Raw genomic sequence first — 25,017 nt, 5'->3', positions numbered from 1 at the left:
CTCTTGAGGAAAAGTGCCCTGAGCCGGGTGGGTTCAGGGCACGAGGGGTGTTAGATGTAGTTCCCCGTCAGACTCCGCTCGCACGCTGTCAGTCCAGCCGGGGGTCCTCCGTACAGCACCTCGCCGCCCGCGCTCCCGCCTTCCGGCCCCAGGTCAATAATACAGTCGGCCTGACGGATCACGTCCAGGTGGTGCTCGATCAGAATCACGGTATTTCCGGCGTCCACCAGGCGGTCAATCAGGCCCATCAGCAAGCCGATGTCCGAGAGGTGCAGCCCGGTGGTGGGTTCGTCCATGACGTACACGCTGCCTTTCTTGTGCAGTTCGGTCGCCAGTTTCAGGCGCTGACCCTCGCCGCCCGAGACGGTGGACAGCGGCTGGCCCAGCTTCAGGTACCCCAGGCCCACGTCGTTCATGGCCTGCAAGACAGCTTTCACCTTCTTCTCGGTGAAAAACGTCAGGGCTTCCTCGGCGGTCATGTCCAGCACGTCACTGATGGATTTGCCGCGCAGCCGGTGTTCCAGCACTTCGGGCCTAAAGCGTCTGCCCTCGCAGATCTCGCACGGCTGGGCGACGCCCTCCATGAAGGCCAGGTCGGTGTACACGACGCCCAGGCCATTGCAGTTCGGGCAACTGCCCTCGGAATTGAAACTGAACAGCGATGCGCTCACGCCGTTTTCCTTCGCGAACGCCTTGCGGATGTCGTCCATGATCCCGGTGTACGTGGTGGGGGTACTGCGGCTGTTGGCGGTCACGCGCGACTGGTCAATGACAACTGCATCCGGGTGCTGCGCCAGAAACACATCGTTGATCAGGGTGCTTTTGCCGCTTCCCGCCACGCCTGTCACCACCGTCAGAACTCCGGTGGGAATGTCCACGGTGACGTTTTTCAGGTTGTGTAGGTTGGCATCTTTCACAGTCATCTGGCCTGTTGGCTTCCTGGGGTTGTCCTTCAGCGGCAGATGCTGTTTCAGGTGCGTTCCGGTCAACGTGTTCGCCTTTTTCAGTTCCTCGAACGTCCCCTCGAACACCACCTCGCCGCCGTGCGTTCCTGCTCCCGGGCCGATATCCACGATGTGATCCGCGATGGCGATCACGTCCGGGTCATGCTCGACCACCAGCACGGTGTTGCCCTTGTCCCGCAGTTTCCGGAGCAGGGTGTTCAGCCGCGCCACGTCCCGCGCATGCAGACCCACGCTCGGCTCGTCCAGGATGTACAGCATGTCCGTCAGGCTGTTGCCCAGGTGCCGGATCATCTTCAGGCGCTGCGACTCGCCGCCCGACAGCGTGGCCGTCTCGCGGCTCAGGCTCAGGTAACCCAGCCCAATGTCCACCAGGTGTGAGACGCGCTCGGTGAGTTTCGCCGCGACTTTCACCGCCACCGGGTCGCTGAAGCCCTGCAAGACGCTCAGCAGTTCGGTGGCCTCCAGGTCACTGAATTCCGCGATGTTCCGCCCGCCGATCTTCGACGCGAGGGCCGCCGCGTTCAACCGCTGCCCCTGGCACACCGGGCAGGTCTGCGAAGTGGTGAACTGCTCGAACACCCGGCGGTTGCGTTCCGACATGGCCGCCGCGTCCTTCTTCAGGTACGAGTCCTGAAAGCGCACCACGACGCCCTTGTACGTCAGGTTGAACTCCCCGAACGCCACCTTGATGTCCCGGCCGTACAGCAGGTCGTCCACTTCCTTCTCGGTAAAGTCCTGCACGGGCTTGTCGTTGTCGAACAGGCCGGACATGCTGTACGTCTTCCACACCCAGCCCCCGACCTTGAAATCCGGGTGGAGCAGCGCCCCGCCGTTCAGGGACTTGCTGCGATCCAGAAACCTGTCCAGGTCGAGTTGCGTGGTCCTGCCGATGCCCTCGCACTCAGGGCACATGCCCTGCGGCGTGTTGAACGAGTACGTGTACGCCGGCCCGGCGCTCGGCACGCCCACCCGCGAGAACAGCAGCCGCAGCACGGCGGCAATATCCGTGTACGTGCCCACGGTGCTGCGCGACCCGCCGCCCACCCGCTTCTGGTCGATGATGATCGGCGCGTTCAGTCCCTCCACGCTCTCCACGTCCGGCTGCCCGTAATGCGGCAGGAACCCCTGCACGAAGGCGGTGAACGTCTCGTTGAGCTGCCGCTGCGCCTCGGCGGCAATCGTGTCGAACACCAGCGACGACTTTCCGGAACCGGACACGCCCGTGAACACCGTGATCTGTTGCTTCGGGATGTTCAGCGAGACGTTCTTGAGGTTGTTCTCGCGTGCGCCGACAATTTCAATGAACTTGGTGGGGGTCATACGTTCTCCTTCGAATCAGAGGATGGGGAAGCCGGCCCTTATCCTCTCTGTGCAAGATGTGAGAACACCCCATGTCAGAGCTTAACCCAAGCTTTATGTTAGCGGGCCATGAGAAGATTGTTTCAGCGCCTTGAACAGTTTTGCCTTGTCGCCTTCGGGAGTCGGCAGCGCCCTGGCCCAATGTTTATGCGGCGGGCCTCTGGCTCAGTCCCGGTTGATGACATGGACGTCCACACCTTGGGTCTGTCGCAGCACAAACTTGATGATGTCGCCGCGCCAGAATCCTGGACTGTCAAGGGTTTGATAGAAGTTCAGTTCGAGCGTAAAAGGCTTCTTCGAAGGCCACTGGTGACTGATAGCCAAGGGCTGAATGACGACGTATACGGTTGTAGAACACTTCAATCCACTCGAACACCTCTGTTTTCGTCTGGGCGCGGGTTCCCCGCGCTTTTCTCAAGTCCAATTCCAGCTTCAAAGTGCTGAAAAAGCTTTCCTGTACAGCGTTATCCCAGCAGTCCCCTTTCCTACTCATACGCTGCACGGCTCCCAGCCGCTCTAATGCCTGACGGTAAGCCTCACTGGCATACTGGCTCCCTCTATCTGAGTGATGCAGCACGCCACCCACAGGCCCACGGCTCTCAAATGCCATATTCAGGGCGCTCATGACCAAGGTGGCCTCAAGGTGACTTTCCATAGCCCAGCCCACAATCCGTCTAGAGAACAAGTCCATCACGGTAGCCAGGTAGAGCCAGCCATCTGTGCAGGGGATATAGGTGATATCTGTCACCCATTTTTGGTTGGGCGCGGTCGCCGTAAAATCCCTGTCCAACAAGTTTTCTGCCACAGGGTGAGCGTGGTTTGAGTTCGTGGTTTTGCGAGTCGGTTTCTTATAGCGAACCTCAAGGTTCGCTTCGCGCATCAGCCGTCCAATACGGTGCCGACTGACTTGAAATCCTTCTCCTGCCAAATCTTCTTTCAGGCGAATCGTGCCGTAGGTTCGGTGGCTTCGCTCGTGAAAATACTTGATTTTCTCGGTCAGTACCTCATCCTCTAGGCTACGTCTACTCTGTGGTCTCGTCCGCCAGGCGTAATAGCCGCTGACACTGACCTCCAACACACGGCACATCAGGGCAATAGGAAACTCTCCTTGGTGGTCATGGATGAATTGGAAGGTTAAATCTGCCTGGCGAAGTACCCCAGCGCCTTTTTTAGGATATCCCGCTCCTGACGGGCAATTTCGAGTTCTTTGCGGAGTTCACGTAGTTCGGCTTCTTGGGCACTGAGCGCGGCTTTGCCGCGCCCAGTGAAGACTGGACGACCTACCTGTTCGTGCTGTTCTTGCTGCTTTTTCCAGCGAACCAGATAGTGGGCAGGTACACCGAGGTTCCGGGCGATTTCAGCGCAGCTTTTTCCGCTGGTGCGAACGAGTTGAACGGCTTCCTGTTTGAACTGGGCGGAATACACTTGCTTGGGGGTAGGCATGATGCCCTTCATTGTGAAGTCTCTTGAACCTGACTTCCACCAAAGCCTAGCAAGTCCACTTCTGACCTGGACTGTGAAAGAGGTGCAGCGAAGCCTCCAGGCTTCGCCGTTGGTACGGCGTCTCTGGAATAGTCAGAATCCGCTGTGAGAGAATGCGGGCGCGCTCCCCTGAAACCTGTTTGTACACACTTCCAACGCCGTTTAGGGCCTGACCGCCCCCTGGTGAAGTGCGTCTCAGACACATAAAAATAGAGACGACATGGCTAAATATCGTCTCCACCATAGTCTAGGACGTCGGCACGTCATTCGCCACCTCTATTTCTGGGCTAAGAAGCATTTCAGCGACCAGAAAATCTGCCCGCACCAGAAGGTCACAGATGCCATGCTGGTTGCTCTGCTGCTCTCCCGTCTCGTCTTCAAGCATCCATTTCCTTCCATCTGGTGGAACATCCTCAAGGAAGACCGTCCCGGTCTTCCTTCCTACACTCAGGCCTACACCAGGGGCATCAAACTGTTGCCACTCCTAGAGCATGTTGCAAGCCCAGCTCAGCCCTGCACTGAAGTCGTAGTTGATTCAATGCCCCTCCCCATTTGCCGTCCCAAACGCACGCACCTTTGTCAGTTCCCAGGCGCGAAATGGGGATTTGGAACTCAGGGCGAGTTCTTCGGATATAAGCTGCACGCCTGGGTCACACCAGGTGGACAAATCGTTCAGTACGTCATCCGACCTGCCAACCTCCATGACGTTACGGTCAGCTATGAGCTGAATCTCAGATGGCCAGAGTTTGAAGGCCCAACCATCATTGGCGATAAGGGGTATTGCTGTCTGGGCTACGTGTATCCGCCCAAGAAGAACACCAGATATGACACGGGATGGCGAGATTCTCGCCATCCCAAAATCCGCAAACGTATTGAAACAGTCTTCTCTGCGCTTGTGGAAGCTCAAATCCGCTCTGCCCAAACCAAAACCCTGGGTTCACTTAAGCTCCGCGTCGTCTTAGCCGTACTCGCCCACAATCTTGCTAGGCTCTAAACGGCGTTTCCAGATGTTCAGCTCTGGGACCGCTTTTTGTCTACGTATTCAGGTGCAAGTTCTGAGTTTGTCCTGTAGGCCGTCAGGCCCGGATACGCACACCTACAACGGCGGCAAGTTCAAGGCGCGGGCCACCTCACCCCAGGAAACCAGCTTGAAGTTGGTCACGTCCTCCTGTCCCCCTGCATCGCCGTCTTGTACCACCAAGAGGCCTTCTGCAAAGCGGCCCCCCAGATTGGTGGTGACTACATCTGCTCCGTCACTGTCAGTGACCAGATCGTCTCCCAAACTGATCTGAAAGGAGCCATAATAACGCTCCCCCAAGCGGTCATACACAGAGTAGCGGTTGCTGCCCTGACTGCTGACCAGCAGAAAGCCGGATGTCCCCTTACCCCGTACGATGGTCAGGCCCTCAACATCCGCCGTCAGACGTTCACCGGCAGGTGCCACGCGGTCCAGCAGGGTGGCCTGAAGGGTGCCCAGCTTAAGACGCCAGATCCCCACCTGCTCCTGTCCCAGGACAGCGTAGCCACTGGTCGTGTCAACCACCATGCCTTCGAACTGCGGGTCTTCTACTTCCAGCCCCTCGGACTGTGCCGGGAACGCATACTGAGCCACTGGCCGTAGGCTGACGCCCTGGCCATCATCAAACAGCTCAAATTCCCCAACAGTTGGGTAGCCATTGCGGGTCACCAACACGCGGTCCTGGCCTGCCGCAGTGCGGTACGCCGCTAGGCCGTAGGCTTTTCGCTTGCCATCGCTCTGTTCACCTATAGGCGTAAAGAGCATGGAGCTTGCCGGACTGGTGACCTCGCGGAACTGACGGATCTGGGGATCAATCACGAATGCGGCCACGCGGTCCGAAAGCCGCTCACTGGCCACCGCCAAGTCCACCGTCTGACCACCCAGATTGAATCCACGCACCAGATCTACATTGTTGTAACGGACCTTGCCGGGGTTGTCGTCCTGCAGGGTTTCGCCAGTCAGGGTGAAACTGGTCAGACCGCCCTCCTTGCGGGTGGCAATCACAAAACTGCGCGAAGGGTCCATCTCATCCACCCAGATGGCTGGATCGTCCGAATCGGCAGGAGCAGCCACGCTTGGGGTCTGACTGACCGCCTGGATCACCGGTACCTCAGGCTGAGCCTGGGTCGGCCTGCAGGCGCCCAGAAGCAAGCAGAGCGCCGGAAGAGCGGTGTATTTCAGCATGGAACTTAACCTGCGCTGCGGAGGTCAACCCCCGGTCAGCTCCAGCTTGGTGAGGGGTGGTGAGCTACCCAAAAGATAATTTGCATTTCTCCTGCTCAGGCCTCCGCTGACCTCACAAGGAGCTGCTTAGCAGTACCTCTATCATTCACCACACTGACAAGACCTTCAGTCACTCCCGCAGCTGCTTCCCAAGCCCCTCCAGGAACTCCTGAAAACGGGCCTCAGCCATTGCTGTGGACGCCTGCTCACGGACCTCGACAGGAACCAGCTCACCCGCCGAACATTTCTTCTCAAAAAGCACCAGAGCGTCTTTGCCAAGCGGCTTGAGCATCAGTTTAAAGGTGGATTTCAGCCGTGAGAACTGATCGGCAGGGGAGAGCCGTGCCAGTTCTTCGCGTTCACGCCGGGCTTCTTGCTCGGCCTGGGCCTCGGCGATCTGAATGGCCTGAATGGCGCGGATGGCCCGTGTGTCAGCGTCCGGGACACCTGGGGGCAAATCCGTGGCTGGATATTTGTCCTGATGCCGCAGAAAATCCATAACCAGGCCTGCTGGATTTTTGACCTTGCCAGCCTGTTGCCGCTCGCGGACAAAGGCCACCGCCTGCTCGATGCGGTCCGGATACTGCCCAGCCAGCTCGGCGGCGCGGCTGCGGGTAAAGCCCGTGCCCAGCAGCAGCTCTATCAGCGCCGGGTCCGGCGCATTGTCCACTGCAAAGTGATACTTGAAAGTCTGCTTTTGCCCACGCCCCTCAATCTCGACATCTTCGAGGTAATGAATGGCCTTGAGTTCATCGTGGGCCGGGGTCAGCGCCCGGCGGATGATTTCAGGACGGTCTGATTGGATGCCGCAGGCATGCCGCCAGTCCGGCAGATTGACCTCCAGCTCCATTCGCCGTTCACCATCCTCGCCGATGCGGTGGGCTTCCAGCAGGCGGTACAGCGCCCTGGCCGGGGGCTGCTCCAGCTGAATCAGCAACTCACCGTCCAGGACCTGCACCTGCCGGGCCCGCAAGCTGTTGGCCAGTTGCTCGCCCAGCCGGATGCTGAGGGTGGAATTCGGCTCCAGGCCCGGCAAGTCCTCAGGCGCGCCGTCCACTTCATGGAACTTGATCCGCTCGATGTAGCGCAGGGTGTCAGAACTCCACATCTGGCGCTGCTTGGCACCGTCATACCAGCCCTCACCAACCACAAAGCCGGTTCCCCATAGCCGCTTGAGGCTGTCCTTAAGCCGCTGATAAGTGCGGCCATTGTCGGCCAGACCAGAGACGCTCCGCAGCTCGTAAGCGGTGGTGTGCAGCCAGTTATGAGTTGGGCAGCCTGAGCGGAAAAACAGGGTCTGGATGGCCAGGATAATGTCGGTATCCACCCCATGGGGGCGGCCATAAGGCGCAGCACACTCCACTCGGTAAGGACGGCCTTCAATGCTGAATTCAGCCTGCCAGTTGCTGGCTTGCTCGTCAATCCGCGACTGGATGCTGATGATACCCAGTCGGGCGACGTTCCGTTCGTCGCGCCGTTCCTTCTGGATGGATTCGTTCCCTGTCATTGCTGTTCCTTGAATGTGTCTCTGCCTTGATGTTGTTTGTTTTAAAAGAATAACTAATAAAAAACATCATCAAGGCGGAGGTGCGAATGCGTCCTGAACGGAATATCTCCACTCAAACCACACAAAGGTGTCGGGGATTTGGCCCCCAACCATACAAAGTTGTCGGTAGTTTTGGCCTCAAACCACACAAAGTTGTCGGTAGTTGGCCCCTTCAAGACTTATATGAGACGAATGCTGTGTGGGACGCGTTCATCCTCAAACCACACAAAGTTGTCGGTAATTTCCCTGTAGAAACCACACAAAGTTGTCGGTACTGAGCTGCTCTCAAATACCGATCACTTTGTGTGATACACAAAGAGCTGTGGAAAACTCCATTTCTGCCGTTCTGCTGGACAGATTTTCTGCCTGTTCAGGGAGCTGGGTTCCCAAAACCACACAAAGTTGTCGGTAGTGGTTTCCGGACCAGAAGCGGTGCAATGAACCCTTTCCTTCAGGAGCAAAGTGGCTAGCCCCGCCTTCCATACAGATTCCAATGACAATTCGCGCTAAGCTGCACATACTCAGCCCCAAGGGGAAGTCCGGTGAGATTCCGGCACTGTCGCGCAGCGGTAATTGACCCAGGTCATTAGTCCGAATGCCTCGCTGAGTGAGCAGCACTGATATGTCTGCACCCTTCGCGCAAAAGGGGCCTGAGCTGGAATGATGTGATGTCTTCTCGCTGGCCCAACCAGGGCCGGTTTCTTTGTGCGCCGCGCTACTGGCTTTCACCGTTCAGCACACCACCGAGGACCTCCATCATGCTCAGAGCCCACCTACCATTTGCCGCCGCCTTGACCGTGACCCTGCTGGGCAGTGCCGGGGCCACCAGCTACCCGCTTACCGTGACCGACGACCTGGGCCGCCGCGTCACGCTGAAAAAGGAGCCCAAGCGCATCATTGCCATGTTGCCTTCTCATACCGAAACCCTGTTTGCTATCGGAGCCGGAGGCAAGCTGGTTGGCATTGACGAGTATTCCAACTACCCCAAAGAAACCGCCGGGATCACCAAGGTGGGCAGTGGCTACCAACCGGACATCGAAAAAATCGTGGCCCTCAAGCCCGATCTGGTGCTGGCCGACGAATCCGCCTCCTCACGCCTGACGGCCCGCCTGGAGGCGGCTGGCCTCACGGTTTATGGCGGGACTGCTCAGACCTACAACGAGGTATTCGAGAAGATCGTGGTGCTGGGCCGCCTGACCAACCGTGAGGCGGGCGCCACCAATCTGGTGGTCAAGATGCGCCGCGAGCTAAAAGACCTGGAACGCACGGTGGTGAACCGGCCCAAGGTGAGCACCTATTACGAGATTGACCCCAGCCCATACTCGGTGGGGCCGAACTCGTTTATCGGGGCGCTGATCAGCCGGGCCGGGGGACGGACCATCGTGCCGGCCTCCCTGGGCGACTTTCCCAAGCTAGACCCGGAACTGATTGTGCGCGCCAACCCGCAGGTCATGATTGGCCCGGCGCTGAACGACGCCCGCCGCCGTCCCGGATGGAGCAACTTGCAGGCCGTGCGTTCCGGGCGGGTACATGTCCTTACGTCCGAGGAACGTGACGCCCTCTCGCGCCCTGGCCCCCGTCTGCCACAGGCGTTGCGGACGCTGATCCGGATCATTCACCCGCAGGCCCTGCGCTGATGACTGATCTGCCAGCGGCCCCAGATCCCCAGACCCAGGCGCGCCGCGAACGGGCCATGGCCGAGCTGACCGAGGCGCGCGACAATTACAGCCGCCCGGAAGGGTACAGCAAGGGCCGCCGGGGCCTCCTCATCGTGAATACCGGGAACGGCAAAGGCAAGACCACGGCCGCCCTGGGCCTGATGATGCGGGCGCACGGGCGCGGCCTGCGGGTGCGGATGTTTCAGTTTCTCAAGCACGACACGGCCAAATTTGGCGAACACCGCACCCTAGACGCGCTGGGGATTCCCTGCGAGGGCCTGGGCGACGGCTGGACCTGGCGCTCCAAGGACCTGGAAAATAGCGCTGCCCTGGCCGCCGAAGGCTGGCGGCTGGCCCGCGCGGCCATTGAGGGCGGGGAATACGACCTGATCGTGCTGGACGAGTTTACCTATCCGCTCAAGTTCGGCTGGGTGGCCTGGCCAGAGGTCGAAGCGGTGCTGCGCGCGCGGCATCCGGACCTGCATATGATCATCACGGGCCGGGACGCCCTCCCTGAGCTGGTGGCCTTGGCCGACACGGTAAGCGAGATTCAGCCGGTCAAGCACGCGTATGAGGCAGGCATCGGCGGGCAAAAGGGCATCGAATATTGAGCGCTGAGCTGGGACCGGGGGAGCAGCGGCACGGCTTTGTGCTGGCGGCCGCGTCGTCGGACAGCGGCAAAACCACCGTCGCGGCGCTGCTGTGTCTGGCGCTGCGGGCGCGGGGACTGAGCGTGCAGCCGTTCAAGCTGGGGCCGGACTACCTGGACCCAACCCACCTGAGCCGTGCGGCGGGGCGGCCGGCGCGCAACCTGGACAGTTTCTTGCTGTCCCGGGAGCGCACCGTAGAGCTGTTTGCGCGGGCGGCCGGGAGCGCCCAGGTCAGCGTGGTAGAAGGTGTGATGGGCCTGTACGATGGCCGCGATCCTACGTCCGACGAGCATTCCAGCGCCGATCTGGCGCGGCTGCTGGGGTTGCCGGTGGTGCTGGTGCTGGACGCCGGCGGCATGGCCCGTACGGCGGCGGCGGTGGCGGCGGGCCTGCGCGACTTCGGGGCCGGGATAAACGTGGCGGGCGTGATTCTGAACCGGGTCGGCGGAGCCGGGCATGCAGCCCTGTGTGCCCAGGCGCTGGCCGAAGTGGGGCTGCCCACGCTGGGCTTTGTGGCGCGCCAGGAGAGCCTGACCTTGCCCGGACGTCACCTGGGCCTGATCGCCGCCGAGCAGGCCGGGTGGGACGAGGCGGCGGCGCTGCAAGCCACACAGGGCCTGGACTTGGACGCGCTGCTGGCCTGCACGGCCATGGCCGCACCGAGCGGGGAGTCGCTGCACTTTCCGACCCCGGTAGCCCGGATCGGCTACGCGCTGGACGAAGCCTTTTCGTTCTACTATCCCGACGCACTGGATGAACTGCGGCTGCAGGGGGCCGAACTGATTCCTTTTAGCCCCCTGCGTGATGCCGGGCTGCCGGACGGTCTGGGCGGCGTAATCTTCGGCGGGGGCTACCCGGAAGCGCACGCGGCGCAGTTGGCGGCCAACGCTTCCATGCGGTCTGCGGTCCGCGACTTTGCCGCGTCGGGCCGCCCGGTGGTGGCCGAGTGCGGCGGGCTGATGTACCTGGGCCGCAGCCTGCTGGATCTGGCGGGCGAGCGCCATGAGATGTGCGGCGCTGTGCCGGTGGACACGCAGATGCAGCCGCGCCTGAGCCTGGGCTACCGCGAGGCCGAGGCCCTGACCGATTCGCCGCTGGTCCCGGCGGGTACCCAGGTGCGCGGGCACGAGTTCCACTACTCGCAGCCGCTTACGCCGTCACCCTGCCCGGCCTACCGCTGGACCCTGCCTGGCGGCACCGAAGTAACCGAAGGCTACGCCAGCGGTCAGGTGCTCGCCAGCTACCTGCACCTGCACTACGGCGCTGCACCGGAAGTGGCCCGCCGCTTGGTCCAAGCTTGCCGCTAGGAGGCAGACGGCGGGTCATGCTCCTGGCGTTGGCACTGGACGCTCTGGGCGAACCGCCTGCCCCGCTTCATCCGGTGGTGTGGATGGGCCATTACCTGAAGTGGACGCGCAAAAGGTGGCGTGGGGAAACGTTCCGACATCAACTCGCGGAAGGCGCGGCGGGCTGGGCGCTGGGCGCGGGACTCGCGGCGGGTGCGGGTTTGGTGGCCTCGCGTGCGCCGTGGGCCGTGCAGGGTGCCCTGCTCAAGCCCCTGCTGGCCCGCCGCGCCCTGTTCGCGGCGGTGGCAGAAGTGGGCGCGGCCCTAGAACAAGGCGACCTGCCGCAGGCACGGCGGCTCCTGAGTTGGCACCTGGTCAGCCGGGATACGTCCGAACTGAGCGCGGCGGAAGTCGCGGGCGCGGCCATCGAAAGCCTCGCGGAAAACCTGTCCGACAGCGTCATCGCGCCGCTGCTGGCGTACCGCGTGGGTGGCCTGCCCCTCGCTGCCGCCTACCGCCTGTCGAACACCGCCGACGCCATGTGGGGCTACCACACGCCCGAACTGGAGTACGCCGGAAAAACCGCCGCCCGCGTGGATGATCTGCTGAACCTCGCCCCGGCCCGCCTGACCGCCCTGTGTGCCCTCCTCGCTGCGGGCGGACGTGGCTGGCGGGTGTGGGCGCAGGACCGCCGCAAGACCACCAGCCCGAACGCCGGTCATCCCATGAGCGTGTTCGCAGGCGCACTGGACATCAAGCTTGATAAGCGCGGTGTATACGTCCTGAACGCGGGCGGGCGGGAACCCTCGCCCGCGGACCTCACGCGGGCCGTGAGGCTGGCAAATGGGACCTTTCTCATCGGCGTTCTGGGGCTGCTGGTCAAGGCGTGACCGACCTCCCGCCGCTGCTGCCCCGCGCCCCCCACGGTGGTCCGACCTCCGCGCCGTTTGGGGGTATGGATTTCAGCGTGAACAGCAACCCCTTCGGCCCCAACCCCTCCCTCTTGCAGGCCGTACAGGGTGCCGATCACGCCCACTACCCCGACCCCGCGTACTCCGCCACCCGCGCGACACTGGCCGCCTGGCATGGCGTCACCCCCGACGAACTAGCCATCAGCGTCGGCGCGTCCGACTTACTGCACCGCACCGCCCGCGCCTTTCTCCCCGCCGGCGCCACGTTGCTGAGCTTGCACGCCCCGTTCGGCGAATTGGCCCGCGCCGCCGCTCTGCAACGCGCCGAAATTCGGGTCGTGAACGATGTGCCAGACATTCTCCCAAATGGTACGCGGCTCGTATACGTGGGCCACCCGCACAACCCCACCGGACACGCCCTTGCCACCGACGACCTGCTTAACCTCGCGGAACAATGTGAACAGGCGGGCGCACTCCTCATTCTGGACGAAGCTTACGCGCCCTTTCTGCCCGAACTGGAAAGCCCCCGACATCCCAAGCTTCTCCGCCTGCTCTCGCCCGGAAAAGCACACGGCATGGTCGGCGCACGGCCCGCCTATGCCATCGCCGCGCCCGCCGTCATTCAGTCCCTTGAGAACCTGGCCCCTGCGTGGCACGTTCCCGCCGCCACGGAAGCCCTGCTGGCCGCGCTGCCCGGCGCTCAGGACTTTCTGCGCGAAACGTTGCCCGTCATCCGGCAGAGCGCGCTGGAACTCGCGGCCGGCCTACGTGAATTTGGCGAAGTGCAGCACCACGGCACGCCGTACCTGACCCTGAACATCGGTGATGCCGCGTCAGTTACGCACAATCTCTTAAAGCACCGCATTAAAGTCCGCGATTGCACCAGTTACGGTTTGCCCACGCACATCCGCGTCAGCACCCGCACCGGGCCGGAGAACGGGGCGCTGATTCACGCGCTCCGGGGGGTGCTGTAGAAAGTCCCGCCCGCATTACAGGGACGCAGCGGCGGGAGACGTGGGAACGCTTACTCCTGCTGCGCTTGCTGGGCCATCTGCTGATACATGACGCGCATGGCCGGGTTGGTAGGCTGCGAGACAAAGTGACCGCCGTCTACCTCGATGTTCTGCCCGGTGATGTGCCGCGCCTCATCCGACGCGAGAAACAGGATGGTGTACCCGATGTCGTCGGGGCGGCCTACGTCCGGTACGGCATTGTACCCTGACCACATGTCCTTGAAGGCTTGCGGCAGGTGTTGTTCGGCGGCGGGCGTGAGTACCAGCCCCGGTGAGACAGAGTTGCAGCGCACGCCCTGTTTACCGTACTGCGCGGCCATGCTGCGGGTCATGGCGACCACGGCGGCCTTCCCGGCGGTGTACCCGATGCGGACCAGGTCCCCGCCCCGGTGCGCCATGCTCGCAGTGTTCACGATGCTGCCGCCCCCAGCGGCCAACAGGTGCGGCAGCGCGGCCTGACAGCCGTATAAGGTGGCGGTGGCGTTCAGCAAAAGCGCAAAATCCCACGCTTCGTCGGTGATGTGCAGGGTGTCCAGATCGGTGTCGGGGCGGTTCCCGCCGACGTTGTTGACCATGATGTTCAGCCCGCCGAAGGTTTCAGCCGTGAAATCCACGGCCGCCTGCACCGAAGCGCGTTCGGTGGCATTCAGGGTGGTGGCCTGCGCCTGCCCGCCCGCTTCACGGATACGGGCGGCGGCCTGCTGCGCCGCCGCCTCGTTCAGGTCCGCCAGCACGACTTTCGCGCCCTCCTGGGCCATTAGCGTGGCGGCAGACAGACCAATCCCCGACGCCGCACCTGTTACCAACGCCACTTTTCCTTCCACTCGTCCCATAGGTCGCCTCCTGTATTCCTGCCCTGCGTCAAGTGCTTTGCCCTGACGTCGGCAGACAGTCTAGAGGCCATCCGGGAGAATGGAAGAGGGCCTGAGTGCGTCCGTGTCTACTCGCCCGGCTCGCATACAACCTACGGAGATGCGGCCATCTCCGTGATTTTCCGAGGCAGCCTCTAGAGCGTGCCCGCGTGCCCGTCCGCTGCTCTAGCGCGACCCGCCTGCTTTGCCCCGGCAAATCCGCTAGAACTGGGGGTGTGCTGCTTTTGAGGTTCCACCTGTGACTGCCCGCGCCCTGATGGTGCAGGGTTGTACCAGCAATGCTGGGAAATCGTACCTGGCGTCCGCGCTCTGCCGCATCCTGGCCGATGAGGGGCTGAGGGTCGCGCCGTTCAAAGCGCAGAACATGAGCAACAACGCCGGGGTGACACCCGCCGGCCTGGAGATGGGCCGCGCCCAATTGGTGCAGGCCCGCGCCGCAAGGGTCGTGCCGGACGTGCGTATGAACCCGGTGCTGCTGAAACCCGAAGCGGACACCCGCAGTCAGGTGGTGCTGATGGGGCAGGCCAGCGCCGAACTGACCAACCTGCCCTGGCGCGAACGTAAACCGAAACTGTGGCCGCACGTGCAGGACGCCCTGCACAGCCTGATGGACCAGTTCGACGTGGTGGTCATCGAGGGCGCCGGCAGTCCCGCCGAAGTGAACCTGCGCCAGAGCGACATCGTGAACATGCGCATAGCGCGAGAAGTGAACGCCGCCGTCTTGCTCGCCGCCGACATTGACCGGGGCGGCGCTTTCGCCCACCTGCTCGGTACCTGGCACTGCCTCGTCCCAGAGGAAAAAGCACTGCTGAAAGGTTTTATCCTCAACCGCTTCCGGGGAGACGCCCGCTTGCTGGCGCCCGCCCCGCAGTGGCTGGAAGAACAAACCGGAATTCCCACCGTGGGCGTCGTCCCGTGGCTGGATATTCCGTTACCTGAGGAGGATGGTGTGGCGGTGGAGAGGGCAGAGGGCAGAGAGCAGAGGGCAGAGGGATTTGTGGCTGTCGCCAGATTGCCGCGCATCTCGAACCTGGACGAGTTCGCGCCGCTGGGCGACTTGGTACGCTGGGTGGCGCGTCCAGAGGAGCTGGCTGGAGCGCGGGCGGTCATCTTGCCCGGCAGCAAAAGTACGGCGGCGGACTTGGCGTGGTTGCGTTCCAGTGGCCTCGCGGCGGGGATTTCGCGGCTGGCGGCGCAGGGTGTTCCAGTGTTGGGCGTGTGCGGCGGGCTGCAGATGCTGGGCACGCGCATCACCGACCCGCACGGGGTAGAGAGTGAGGAAGAGGTCACGGGCCTGGGCCTGCTAGACATCCAAACCCAGTTCGATCCGATCAAAACCACCCGCCAGACTCGCGCCACCGACGCAGAAACGGGTTTGGTGCTGGACGGGTACGAGATTCACCACGGGCAGACCGTCACGGGCGCGGGCGTGCAGGAACTCGCGCCGGGGCTGCTGTGGCGGCAGGGGAACGTGCGCGGAACATACCTGCACGGCATCCTGGAGAATGCCGCGTACCTGGAACGCTTCCTGACCTGGGCAGGGCTGCCCGCTCCAGCCCACCTCGACTCGCTGGACGCCCGCCTGGACGCCATCGCCGCCCAAGTGAGGGCCAGCCTGGACTGGGAGTACGTGCGGGGGTTGGTCTGATGGGTCACTTGACGTTCGTGACGGGTGGCGCTCGCAGCGGCAAAAGCAGCTTTGCCGAGCGGCTGGCGGCTGGGTCCGGCGCAGCGGTCACCTACCTGGCGACGGCCCAGGCCTTCGACGACGAGATGACCGAGCGCATCCGCCGTCACCGGGCCGACCGCCCCGCTGCTTGGCCCACGCTGGAAGAGCCAATCCAGGTTCCCCAGGCGCTGCGGGATGCGCCAGCAGGCACGGTGCTGCTGGACTGTCTCAGCCTCTGGGTCAGCAACCTGATGCTGGCGGGCTGGAGCGATGAAGCAGTGTTGGCGGGGGCGGACGAGCTGCTGGCGGAGGCCCGCGGGCGCGGGGGGCCGTGCATTTTCGTGACCAACGAGGTGGGGTTCGGCATAGTTCCTGATAACGCTCTGGCGCGGCGCTATCGTGACCTTCTGGGGTGGGTGAATGCCCGCTGCGCCGCCCAAAGCGACCAGGCCTACTTGTTGGTCAGTGGGTTGCCGCTGACGCTCAGAGGCTCCGGCGCGCCCCCCAAGGAGGACTGTTGATGCATCCCGACATTCAGGCCCTGATTGACCAGATCGGCCCGCCCGACCACGCTGCTGTCGCCCGAGCGGGGGCGCGGCAGGTCCAGCTCACCAAGCCTGCCGGGTCACTGGGCGACCTGGAACCGCTGAGTATTCGCCTGGCCGGAGTGCTGGGCAGCGAGCGGCCCGAACTGCGCGGGGCCGCCGTGCTGGTCGCCGCCGCCGATCATGGCGTGGCCGCCGAGGGCGTCAGCGCCTACCCCGCCGAAGTGACGCAGGCGATGGTCCTGAACCTGCTGGCCGACACGCCCGCGGGCCGGGGCGGGGCGGCGGTCAACGCCCTGGCCCGCTCCGCCGGGGTCGAGGTGTACCTCATGGACGCCGGGGTGGCCACCGAGTTGCCGCCGCATCCGGCCCTCTACCGCGCCGCCGTACGCCGGGGCAGCCGCAACCTGCGCCATGAGGCCGCCATGACTCCCGCCGAGCGCGACGCCCTGATTCTGGCCGGGGCAGCGCTGGCCCGCGGGGCGATAGAGGCCGGGGCCGACCTGATCGTGCCGGGAGAACTGGGCATCGGCAACACCACCTCGGCGGCGGCGCTCACGGCGCGGCTGCTGAACCTCAGCCCGCAGGCGGTCACCGGGCGGGGCACCGGGGTGGATGACGGCCGGTTGGCCCACAAGGTCGCGGTGGTCGGGGACGCCCTGGCCCGCACGCCCGTCACTGCGCCGCTGGACGCGCTGGCCGAACTGGGCGGTTTTGAAATCGCCGCCATGCTCGGCATGATGCTTCAGGCGGCGGCACTGCGGCGGGTGGTCGTGCTTGACGGCTTTGTAGAAGGCAGCGCGGCCCTGGTCGGGGCGGGCCTCAGTCCCCATTTGCCGGACTACCTCTTTGCCGCCGGAGAATGCGCCGAGGTGGGCCACGCCGCGCAGCTGCAGGCGCTGGGGCTACGGCCTCTTTTCCGGCTGGGCCTGCGCCTGGGCGAAGGCACGGGGGGGGTGCTGGCCGTGCCGCTGCTGCGGGCCGCCGCCGCCAGCCTGCGCGAAATGCAGACCTTCAGCGAGGCAGGCGTGCCTTCTTGACGCCTGTTTGGGCGTGGGCGCAGGCTCAGGCGCGGGCGGCTCACCTCGCGCTGGCTTTCCTGACCGCCGTGCCGCTGCCGCACATCCAACCGCAGCCGGGTGACTGGGCGCGGGCCAGTGCCTTTTATCCGCTGGCCGGGTATCTGGTGGGGGGGCTGGCGGCGCTGTCCCTGTCCCTGACTACTCCGCTGCCCGCTGGGGTCGGCGCGGCCCTCACGCTGGGGGTCTGGCTGGCCGCCACCGGCTGGCTGCACTTCGACGGTCTGGTGGACAGCGCCGACGCTCTGCTGGCCGCCAAATCGCCCCGGCAGCGCCTGGACATTCTGGGAGACGTGCATGTGGGGGCCTTTGGGCTGGGGGCAGGTGTGCTGTACCTGCTGACCTTTTGGAGTGCGCTAGAGGCGGGCGCGCCACTCTACGCCCCGGTGGCTGCTGCTGTGCTGGCGCGGCTGCTGGTGCTGGTGCCGATGAACCTCTATCCCGCCGCCCGCCAGGAGTCGCTGGGCGCCCGTTCCCGCGAGGGGCGGCCCTGGCCCGCGCTGCTACTGGCGGCCCCGGTGCTGCTGTGGCCTGGTGTCCCGCTGGCAGCAGGGCTAGCCCTGGCGGTCACGCTGCTCGCTGCGGCGTGGGCCGCCCGTCGCCTGGGCGGTGGCCTCAGCGGCGACGTCTACGGCCTGCTGATCTGTCTGGCCGAGCTGACAGCGTTGCTGGCACTGCTGAGCTAAAAAGCCGCTCAGGTCAGGGCAGTCGCCGCTCAGGCCACGTGCTGCCCGAGCCGTTTTTCCGTGCGGTTCCATAGGACGTAATGGAGGCGGCCACCCTCACTCCCCTTACTTGGCAAGGCACCTGGCCACTTTTCGCTCAGGTGCCCCTGGCGACTGCCCGCATGTCACGGCCCCAGGCCAATAAGGCCGTGTGACAGGCGAGGCCTCAGCCTGGTTTGAAAACGACATGCCGTGTCGCGCTGCTCACCGACCCTTCTGGTCACCGGAATTCCCGGTGAAGGAGGTGAGACATGCGTTACCGCCCTTTATGGTTGATCCTGGCGGCCCTGGCCCTGTGCCCGGTCACCCAGGCAGCGGCCCTGGCCCCCCTGCAGATTGGAGTCCCAAGTCCCCCCGGATTGGGTTGACCTTCCCTTGCTCCCCCGTCTCATTCCCCGGTGGTCACGTGCCCGGGGGATGTTTTATGCTGCATGGCACATGTCTCTCGCCGCCGAACAGCAGGCCCTAACTCAACTGCGCCACCTGATCGCTGGGGAATACTGGGAGCCTGCCCTCAAGGCTGCCGGGGTGATGGCCCGCCGCATTTCTTCGCAGGAGCGTGCCCGTGAACTGTGGAACCTCTTCCGGCAGATTCCGCCGCAGGTGCGGGACGGTCCGGCTGGACGGTTGGCCGCCGCCTGGGTGGCGTTCCGGGCCGGTGAGGAGGCCGAGCTGCAACGGGTGCTCAGCCAAACACCGGACGCCCCGGAGTTGCGTGGCTTCAGGGTGGCGCTGGTGGTGAGGCAGGGCCGTTATGCAGAGGCCGAGCAGCTGCTGGCCCAGCCCACGGTGCCGGATCAGCAGGCCATCGCCGCGCGTTACCGGGCGCAGATGCTGGCGGCGCAGGGGGGGGACTGGCAGGGGGCCTACGCCGAGGCCATGCGCGGCCTGAGTGGTCGTGATCTCGGGGTGCTGCATACCGAGGTGGCCTACTACTGCGCCGGGTATAACCTGACCGAACAGGCGCGGGACCATCTGGCCCAGGCGGTGCAGGCGCTGCGCAGCGCCCCACAGGAGCAGACCCTGGCACTGGCCAACCTGGGGATGGCCTGCTTGAGTGCCGGGGATTTCCGGGGGGCGTATCAGGCGCTGCAAAAGGCCAGCGCCTTAGCGCAGCAAAACAGCCCCTACCGCAGCATCGTGTGGCGCATGCAGGGCGACTTGGCCCTGCTGCACCGCTGGCCTGCCCGCGCCCGGTACGCCTACCATGAGGCGCTCCGCACTGCTCTGACGGGGCATGACCGCAGCATGGCCGCCGAGAACCTGATCCTGACCCTGCTGCTGTCGGGCGAGTGGGATGAGGCACGCAGTGAGCTGATTGCCGCCGCCGAGCTGCCCGTGAACGCACCGCAGGATACGGAACACCATACGGTGCTGGACCTGTTGCAAGCGGCCCTGCAGCTGCGCCTGGGTCAATCTGAGGCCGCTGAACGTCGGCTGTTGTCCCTTCAGGACAAAGACCTGAGTCAGCCGAGGCGCTGGGTGCTGGACCTGTTGCTTTCGGAGGTGGCCCGCCAGCAGGGTCAGCCTGGGCCGGATGCGCCTGCGCTGGAACAACTTCAGTGGCAGTGGCCCTGGCACCAGCTTTTTCCCGAAATGTGTTTCCCGGAGCCGGAGAAGGGGACGGCCTGGAAACCGCTGACCCCACCGAAGGCACAGATAAATCTGGCTGGTCCTGTCCAACTGAAAGTGGGTGACTTTGAGGTGCCGCTAGGCCGCAAAACCAGAGGCTTATTGGCCTACTTGGTCCTGGAAGGGGGCAGTACTTCTGCCGAGAGCGCAGCGGGTGCCCTGGGCCTGGACGAAGGCGCGGCCCGCACCGTGCAGAAACGTCTGAGTAAAGTGGTGACCCAGTTGCGCCAGCAGTTGGGCAGTCCTGGTACCGTGCAGTCGGTGGGTGGGGTGATTAAGCTGGGTGCAGATATGGACTGGCAGCCGCCGATCCTGCCGCCGCCGGAGCGGGCGGAACGCTTTTGCCAGGGGGACTTTTTCCCATTCGTGAACAGTTGGATTGAGCAGCAGTCGCTCAGCTTTCCTGAGGACTGAACTGGCGTTCGGCAGGAGGGGGCAGATCAGCGACACCGCCCACGTAAGCTGCAGCCATGTGGGAAAAGTGGCAATCTGATGAGCTGGAGCTGCCTCCAGGAACTGGCCCGGAAACGCTTTCCCAGACCGAGCGGCTGTTTCGGATGGCGGCGGCGCTGCGTGAGGGCCCCCGTACGGCTGCCGATCTGGCGCTGCTGCTGTATCCCACCGCGCCGCTGGGGACCCGCCGCTGGAACGCCATCGTGCGTGGGGTGCAGCGTGACCTGGATATGCTGGACCACCTGGAGCCGGACTTTGAGCGGCTGCGGGGTCGGCCCCCACGCTACATCATCCATACGGTGCGTTCGGCGCTGCAACCCCTGGAGCTGCTGGCGCTGCATGCCGCCGCCCGTCTGACCTACCACCGCTGCAGCGGTGAGGTGCAGGTGCAGCGCCGCGCCCTCCAGCGCCTGACCGATTGGGCACCTGCCCGGCTGCAACCTGTGCTGAAGGTGGGCCTGAGTGACCTGGGATCGCGCCGCCGCAGCCGTGAAACCCTGAACATGGAAAAAGCAGTGCGGGCCTGGGCTGATGGCCACCCGCTGCGCTTTGAGTACCGCGTCCCCGGCGGCAGCGGCACCTGGCGGCCCAATCAGCTGAATATCTACCTGATCGAAGTTCATCCGCAGAACCTGGAACTATATGCGCTGGGCCTGGAAACCAGCTTTCACGGGGCAGTCCGCACCTTCAAGCTCTCGCGGATGCGGGCGCTGGAGGTGGTGCAGGCTGAGAGCTACGATATCCCGGAAACGTTTGTGCCCCAGCAGGTGCTGGGCGCGGCCTGGGGGGTGGTGGGCAGCGAATCAGTGGGCAGTGTGCCGCTGCGCCTGCGTTTCCGGGCCGACGCCGCCTACCGCATCAAAGAGGGCGGTTACGCACATTTGAGTGACCTGACCGAAGGCCCGGGCGGTAGCCTGGAAGTCACCGCCCACGCCCCGCTCGACGGCAGCGGCCTGCCACGCGAGGTCTTGCCCTGGGTCTATTCCTTCGGACCACGGGTGGAGGTCTTGTCGCCGCCGCACATCCGCGAACATTGGCTTGCGGAGCTGCGCGAGGCAGTGCGGGTGGGGGAGGGAGAGGAATGAGCCGGTATATGGGGCATAGCCCGAGCAAGGAAAATCCAGAGTGGCAAACTTTAAAAGACCACGTCGAAGGGGTCACGAACCGCACTGAGGAACACGTCCGTTACCTGATTCCGAAGATTCCGCAATTGACTGTGTACGCACGCCTCACGGGCCTTTTGCACGACCTGGGCAAGTACCGCGACGACTTCCAGCTGCACCGCCTGAAATGGCACCCACACGAGGAACGCCATGACCCTGACCTGGAAGAAAAAGCCTGTCCGCACAGTGACGCTGGGGCAAAATTTCTTGAACGACGACTGCGGTTGCAGCCGCTGGAGCAGTGGCCCGTTGCTGATCTGGAGGAAAGACAGGAACTGCAATTCGTTATTGCCAACCACCACGGCGCTTTACGGGACGTGGTGGCGCTGAATGACCGCCTGAACAAGAGTGAAATCAATGAAGTTATGGGGCTGGTGAAGAAAGCCGTTCAGGACACGCCTGAACTAGTGAAGTTACTGAAAGGCCCCCTGGAACCCCTACCGCTGGCGGCCACGGAGCGGGCTTTCCTAGTTCGGGTGCTCTTCAGCGCCCTGGTGGATGCAGACCGCCTGGACACCGAGAGTCACGGTACACTCAGCAAAACCGAATTACGCGCCCGGCACGCAGCAGAGCCGCTGGAAATGACGAGGCTTTTTGAGCGGGTTCAGGCAGAAATGGACGCTAAAGCCGCGCTGGACGCCTCGAACCCCCAATCCATCAATGCTCTGCGACGGCAAATGTACGCCTCGGCCCTGAGCCATTCTGCCGATGAACCCGGATTCTTCCGCCTGACCATGCCCACCGGGGGCGGGAAAACCCTGACCTCTCTGGCATTCGCGCTTCAACACGCACACCAGCACAGGTTAAGGCGCGTGATTTACGCCGTGCCGTTCACGACGATCATCGACCAGACAGCAAAGGATTTCCGGCGGGTTCTGGAACAACCTGGGGAGTTCAAGGTGCTTGAGCACCACAGCAATCTGGAAGTTAAGGAGAAGAAAGTAGGCGAGGAAAATCAGACCACTGCGTCTGACCTTGCCACCGAGAACTGGGACGCCCCGGTCATCGTGACGACCACCGTGCGCCTCTTTCAGGAGACACTGTTCGGCACGCGCACCAGTCAACTGCGGCGGCTGCACAACATGACTGGCAGCGTGATCGTGCTGGACGAAGTGCAAAGCCTGCCTGCCCACCTACTGGAACCCACCCTGGACGCCCTGCAATTCCTGGTGAAGTACGCGCAGTGCAGCATAGTCCTCTGCACGGCCACTCAACCCGCACTGAACGAAGAACTGGGCTTCCCCGCCCTAAAAAACATCCGTGACCTCGTGCCGAACGCCGCTTTCTACTTCGACGAACTGAAACGGGTGAGTTACGAGTTCCGATTGGACGAAGCGACCACCTGGGATGATCTGGCGCAGGAGTTGAAAGCCGAGCCTCAAGTCCTGTGCATCGTGAACACGCGCCAGCACGCGCACTACCTGTACCTGAAACTGGGCGAATCGGTAGAGAACTTTCACCTCTCGACCAACATGTGTCCGGCACACCGTAAACGCGAGCTGGAGGTCATCCGCACGCGACTCAAAGACGGACTGCCGTGCCGGGTGATCTCCACGCAACTGATCGAAGCGGGGATCGACGTGGACTTCCCACGCGTGTACCGCGCCCTGGGGCCACTGGAAGCGATTGTGCAGGCTGCCGGACGCTGCAACCGCGAAGGCAAACTCAGGAACGCAGCAGGCAAGTTGATTGACGGACAGGTCATCGTTTTCCTGCCAGAAGAACACAAACTGCCGAAAGGCGATTACGAAATCAGGGAGTCCTTGTCCCGCAGCATCCTGCACACCCTCAAGCATGTCCCAGAGAAACTTCACGCCCCGGACGTCTTCCTACCTTACTTCAAGGACGTTTACGCCCGCGTCAGCAAAGCTCCGCCCGTCAAGATCAACGGACAGGACGGCCAACCCGCCGAACTGGAGTTTCACACGGCCCATTCGCGCCTGCACTTCCAGCAGGTATCCGCCGCATTCCAGATGATCGAGGGCGACATGATGCCCGTCATCATTCGCGGGTACGAGAAGGAAAAGGTCACGGCCCTGCTCACCACCATCCGCGATAGCCCCCGCAAAAGCGAACGGCAGGACGCCTGGCGAGCCTTGCAGCAGTACACCATCAACATTTACGCCCACCAGGCCAAGAAACTCATGACCCCGCAAGACGGAAAACCACCCTTCCTGACGCCCGTTCCCGAATTGGTAGAACGTGCCTCGCGCCTGCAAGTCGATCCGCCCGAAATCTGCCAGTGGCCTGAAACTGCCGTCTACGACCCAAAGCGGGGCATCGTCGCCGAATTCAAAGACGACTTGTTCACTTCCCTATGAAAGAAGGAGGAAACCATGTGCTAGAGCTGAAAGTTTGGAGTGATTACGCCTGTTTTACCCGCCCGGAGAACAAGGCCGAGCGTGTCACGTATGACGTGATGACGCCCAGTGCCGCGCGGGGCGTGCTGGAGGCGGTGTTCTGGAAACCGGAGTTCAGTTGGCAGGTGCGGGAGATCGTGGTGCTCAGGGAGGTGCGGCGCTTCAGCATTCTGCGGAACGAGGTGAATTCACGGGCGTCTGAACGGGCAGCGTCCACCTGGGCGAAAAGTGGCGGTGGGTTCTACGCCGAGGAGGACAGAGCGCAGCGGCATGCGCTGGTGCTGCGGGATGTGGAGTACATCATTCGCGCCGAAATGATCCTGAAACCGCATACGACTGACCCGCTGGCGAAGTACACGGAGATGTTCCAGCGTCGCGCCGAGAAAGGGCAGGCGTTCCACCAGCCGTACCTGGGGAACCGTGAGTTCACGGCGTTCTTCAGCCCGCCGGACGGTCACGAGACGCCCGCAAACATCGTGCGGCAACTGGGCGGCGAGTACGCCGAACAGAAGGGTGAACTGAGCCTAGGCCGGATGCTGTTCGACCTGGACTTCAAAACCGTAAAGCGAGGACGCCTGAAGTACCGTCAGCACGACGCCAAGGGCGTGCGCTGGGTGGCCGGCCAAGCCACCCCACGTTTCTTCGACGCAGTCATCACGGACGGCGGCACTCTGCGCGTGCCACGCGAGTTGTACGAGCGTCAGGGGGTGAGCTGATGAGCCTGCTGTCTCAACTGCGCGAGTACGAACTGAGAATGCGCCGTGAAGGACAGAAACCCGCCACGGAAGGCGCACCTGACGGGGAAACGACAGGCGGGATGCCGTTCATGTACGCCCTGCAAAACGTCCGCTGGGAAGTGCGCCTGAACATCGACGGCACGCTGCGCGACGTCCTGCCGTTAAGTAGTGGGAAGGTTAAGGGGAAAGACAAGGGACTGGAGATTACGTCTCCAAAGGTCAAGCGCTCGGGAAAAAATTTCAAAGCCCAGTTGTTTATGGACAATGCTGAGTATGCGCTAGGAATTGTGCGGAAGGTGGGAGATCCAAACGTCACTCAACGCCATGGCGCTTTTTGCAATCTCGTATACGACTGTGCGGATAAGACGGCTCTCCCAGCCGCTGTTGCGGTGGCGAACTTTCTTAGGAGCCATGATCCAGAAAAGTTTTTCGAAGATCATCTGGAAAGCGTCGCGGACTTCTCTCCCGATACCAATGTCATCTTCACGGTTGATGGAATCCGATTAACAGAGATAAAAGAAATTCAAGATTACTGGGCTGAATTATTCTCCGCTTCGCATGATGAAGAATTGACGGGAGACAAGAAGCTCATCGTTGCGGAATGTCTGATTACAGGCGTAGTCGGGCCTGTGATGAACCGTTACCAATTAAAGGTATTGCTGGTGGCAGT

18 protein-coding genes, 2 pseudogenes and 1 riboswitch are annotated in these 25,017 nt (G+C 63.1%); of the genes and pseudogenes, 15 read left to right on the top strand and 5 right to left on the bottom strand.

Annotated features, from left to right (window positions below; genetic code table 11):
- Nucleotides 1-50: 50 nt before the first annotated feature.
- Nucleotides 51-2,285 carry an ATP-binding cassette domain-containing protein gene (locus LMT64_RS12345; RefSeq protein WP_126353606.1) on the bottom strand — a complete coding sequence of 745 codons (2,235 nt, stop codon included), beginning with the start codon at nt 2,283-2,285 and terminating at the stop codon, nt 51-53.
- A 292-nt stretch (nt 2,286-2,577) separates the two neighbouring features.
- A pseudogene (locus LMT64_RS12340) lies at nt 2,578-3,767 on the bottom strand (IS3 family transposase).
- Between the two features lie 259 nt (nt 3,768-4,026).
- On the opposite strand from LMT64_RS12340, the gene LMT64_RS12325 reads away from it, so the two are divergent.
- Nucleotides 4,027-4,800 carry an IS982 family transposase gene (locus tag LMT64_RS12325; protein ID WP_229253358.1) on the top strand — a complete coding sequence of 258 codons (774 nt, stop codon included), beginning with the start codon at nt 4,027-4,029 and terminating at the stop codon, nt 4,798-4,800.
- Between the two features lie 102 nt (nt 4,801-4,902).
- Here LMT64_RS12325 and LMT64_RS12320 read toward each other — a convergent pair whose 3' ends face one another.
- Together LMT64_RS12320 and LMT64_RS12315 are read right to left on the bottom strand one after the other, a co-directional pair.
- A complete protein-coding gene (locus LMT64_RS12320) occupies nt 4,903-6,009 on the bottom strand; it encodes a phytase (RefSeq protein ID WP_126353111.1) in 1,107 nt (368 codons plus the stop codon).
- A gap of 169 nt (nt 6,010-6,178) precedes the next feature.
- The gene (locus tag LMT64_RS12315; RefSeq protein ID WP_126353109.1) at nt 6,179-7,555 is read right to left on the bottom strand and encodes a replication initiator protein A; all 1,377 of its coding nucleotides are present in this window, start codon (nt 7,553-7,555) and stop codon (nt 6,179-6,181) included.
- A 530-nt stretch (nt 7,556-8,085) separates the two neighbouring features.
- A riboswitch (cobalamin riboswitch) is annotated at nt 8,086-8,216 on the top strand.
- 136 nt (nt 8,217-8,352) lie between these two features.
- Here LMT64_RS12315 and LMT64_RS12310 point away from each other — a divergent pair.
- Genes LMT64_RS12310 through LMT64_RS12290 form a run of 5 tightly spaced genes read left to right on the top strand, consistent with a single transcriptional unit; the run spans nt 8,353 to nt 13,073 of the window.
- Nucleotides 8,353-9,231, top strand: coding sequence for an ABC transporter substrate-binding protein (locus LMT64_RS12310; protein WP_126353107.1), 879 nt, complete (start codon nt 8,353-8,355; stop codon nt 9,229-9,231).
- 56 nt (nt 9,232-9,287) lie between these two features.
- On the top strand, nt 9,288-9,863 hold the full coding sequence (cobO, locus tag LMT64_RS12305; RefSeq protein WP_229253574.1) for a cob(I)yrinic acid a,c-diamide adenosyltransferase: 576 nt from the start codon (nt 9,288-9,290) through the stop codon (nt 9,861-9,863).
- The gene (locus tag LMT64_RS12300) at nt 9,860-11,209 is read left to right on the top strand and encodes a cobyrinate a,c-diamide synthase (protein ID WP_229253552.1); all 1,350 of its coding nucleotides are present in this window, start codon (nt 9,860-9,862) and stop codon (nt 11,207-11,209) included. The genes cobO and LMT64_RS12300 overlap by 4 nt, the downstream gene beginning before the upstream one ends.
- Before the next feature lie 17 nt (nt 11,210-11,226).
- Nucleotides 11,227-12,078: an adenosylcobinamide-phosphate synthase CbiB gene (gene cbiB / locus LMT64_RS12295; RefSeq protein ID WP_126353103.1), complete on the top strand. Its 852-nt coding sequence runs from the start codon at nt 11,227-11,229 to the stop codon at nt 12,076-12,078.
- Nucleotides 12,075-13,073: a pyridoxal phosphate-dependent aminotransferase gene (locus LMT64_RS12290; RefSeq protein ID WP_229253551.1), complete on the top strand. Its 999-nt coding sequence runs from the start codon at nt 12,075-12,077 to the stop codon at nt 13,071-13,073. The genes cbiB and LMT64_RS12290 overlap by 4 nt, the downstream gene beginning before the upstream one ends.
- Before the next feature lie 50 nt (nt 13,074-13,123).
- Here LMT64_RS12290 and LMT64_RS12285 read toward each other — a convergent pair whose 3' ends face one another.
- The gene (locus LMT64_RS12285; protein ID WP_126353101.1) at nt 13,124-13,945 is read right to left on the bottom strand and encodes an SDR family NAD(P)-dependent oxidoreductase; all 822 of its coding nucleotides are present in this window, start codon (nt 13,943-13,945) and stop codon (nt 13,124-13,126) included.
- Nucleotides 13,946-14,240: 295 nt separating this feature from the next.
- Here LMT64_RS12285 and LMT64_RS12280 point away from each other — a divergent pair, with 295 nt between their 5' ends.
- From LMT64_RS12280 to LMT64_RS12240, 9 genes and pseudogenes are all read left to right on the top strand, one after another.
- Nucleotides 14,241-15,632: a cobyric acid synthase gene (locus LMT64_RS12280; protein WP_126353119.1), complete on the top strand. Its 1,392-nt coding sequence runs from the start codon at nt 14,241-14,243 to the stop codon at nt 15,630-15,632.
- Nucleotides 15,632-16,174 (top strand): bifunctional adenosylcobinamide kinase/adenosylcobinamide-phosphate guanylyltransferase, encoded by a 543-nt coding sequence (cobU, locus tag LMT64_RS12275; protein ID WP_126353099.1) that lies wholly within the window; start codon nt 15,632-15,634, stop codon nt 16,172-16,174. Before LMT64_RS12280 ends, cobU begins: the two co-directional genes overlap by 1 nt.
- The gene (gene cobT, locus LMT64_RS12270) at nt 16,174-17,238 is read left to right on the top strand and encodes a nicotinate-nucleotide--dimethylbenzimidazole phosphoribosyltransferase (protein WP_126353117.1); all 1,065 of its coding nucleotides are present in this window, start codon (nt 16,174-16,176) and stop codon (nt 17,236-17,238) included. Before cobU ends, cobT begins: the two co-directional genes overlap by 1 nt.
- A complete protein-coding gene (locus LMT64_RS12265; RefSeq protein WP_229253550.1) occupies nt 17,235-17,963 on the top strand; it encodes an adenosylcobinamide-GDP ribazoletransferase in 729 nt (242 codons plus the stop codon). Before cobT ends, LMT64_RS12265 begins: the two co-directional genes overlap by 4 nt.
- Nucleotides 17,964-18,440: 477 nt before the next feature.
- Nucleotides 18,441-20,048, top strand: a complete 1,608-nt coding sequence (locus LMT64_RS12260; RefSeq protein WP_126353097.1) for a hypothetical protein — start codon at nt 18,441-18,443, stop codon at nt 20,046-20,048.
- A gap of 56 nt (nt 20,049-20,104) precedes the next feature.
- The gene (locus LMT64_RS12255) at nt 20,105-21,172 is read left to right on the top strand and encodes a helix-turn-helix transcriptional regulator (RefSeq protein WP_126353095.1); all 1,068 of its coding nucleotides are present in this window, start codon (nt 20,105-20,107) and stop codon (nt 21,170-21,172) included.
- Complete coding sequence (cas3, locus tag LMT64_RS12250; RefSeq protein WP_126353093.1) at nt 21,169-23,571, top strand: CRISPR-associated helicase Cas3'; 2,403 nt, start codon at nt 21,169-21,171, stop codon at nt 23,569-23,571. Before LMT64_RS12255 ends, cas3 begins: the two co-directional genes overlap by 4 nt.
- 17 nt (nt 23,572-23,588) lie before the next feature.
- A complete protein-coding gene (cas5c, locus tag LMT64_RS12245) occupies nt 23,589-24,326 on the top strand; it encodes a type I-C CRISPR-associated protein Cas5c (protein ID WP_126353113.1) in 738 nt (245 codons plus the stop codon).
- Nucleotides 24,326-24,967 (top strand): annotated as a pseudogene (locus LMT64_RS12240) (type I-C CRISPR-associated protein Cas8c/Csd1); the annotation flags it as partial. The gene cas5c and the pseudogene LMT64_RS12240, both read left to right, overlap by 1 nt.
- Nucleotides 24,968-25,017 lie beyond the last annotated feature (50 nt).

Origin of the sequence: Deinococcus radiophilus, assembly GCF_020889625.1 — a bacterium.
GTDB classification, from domain to species: Bacteria; Deinococcota; Deinococci; order Deinococcales; family Deinococcaceae; genus Deinococcus; species Deinococcus radiophilus.
The sequence above is the reverse complement of the archived record's forward strand: the minus strand, read 5'-3'. Positions and strand labels throughout refer to the sequence as shown.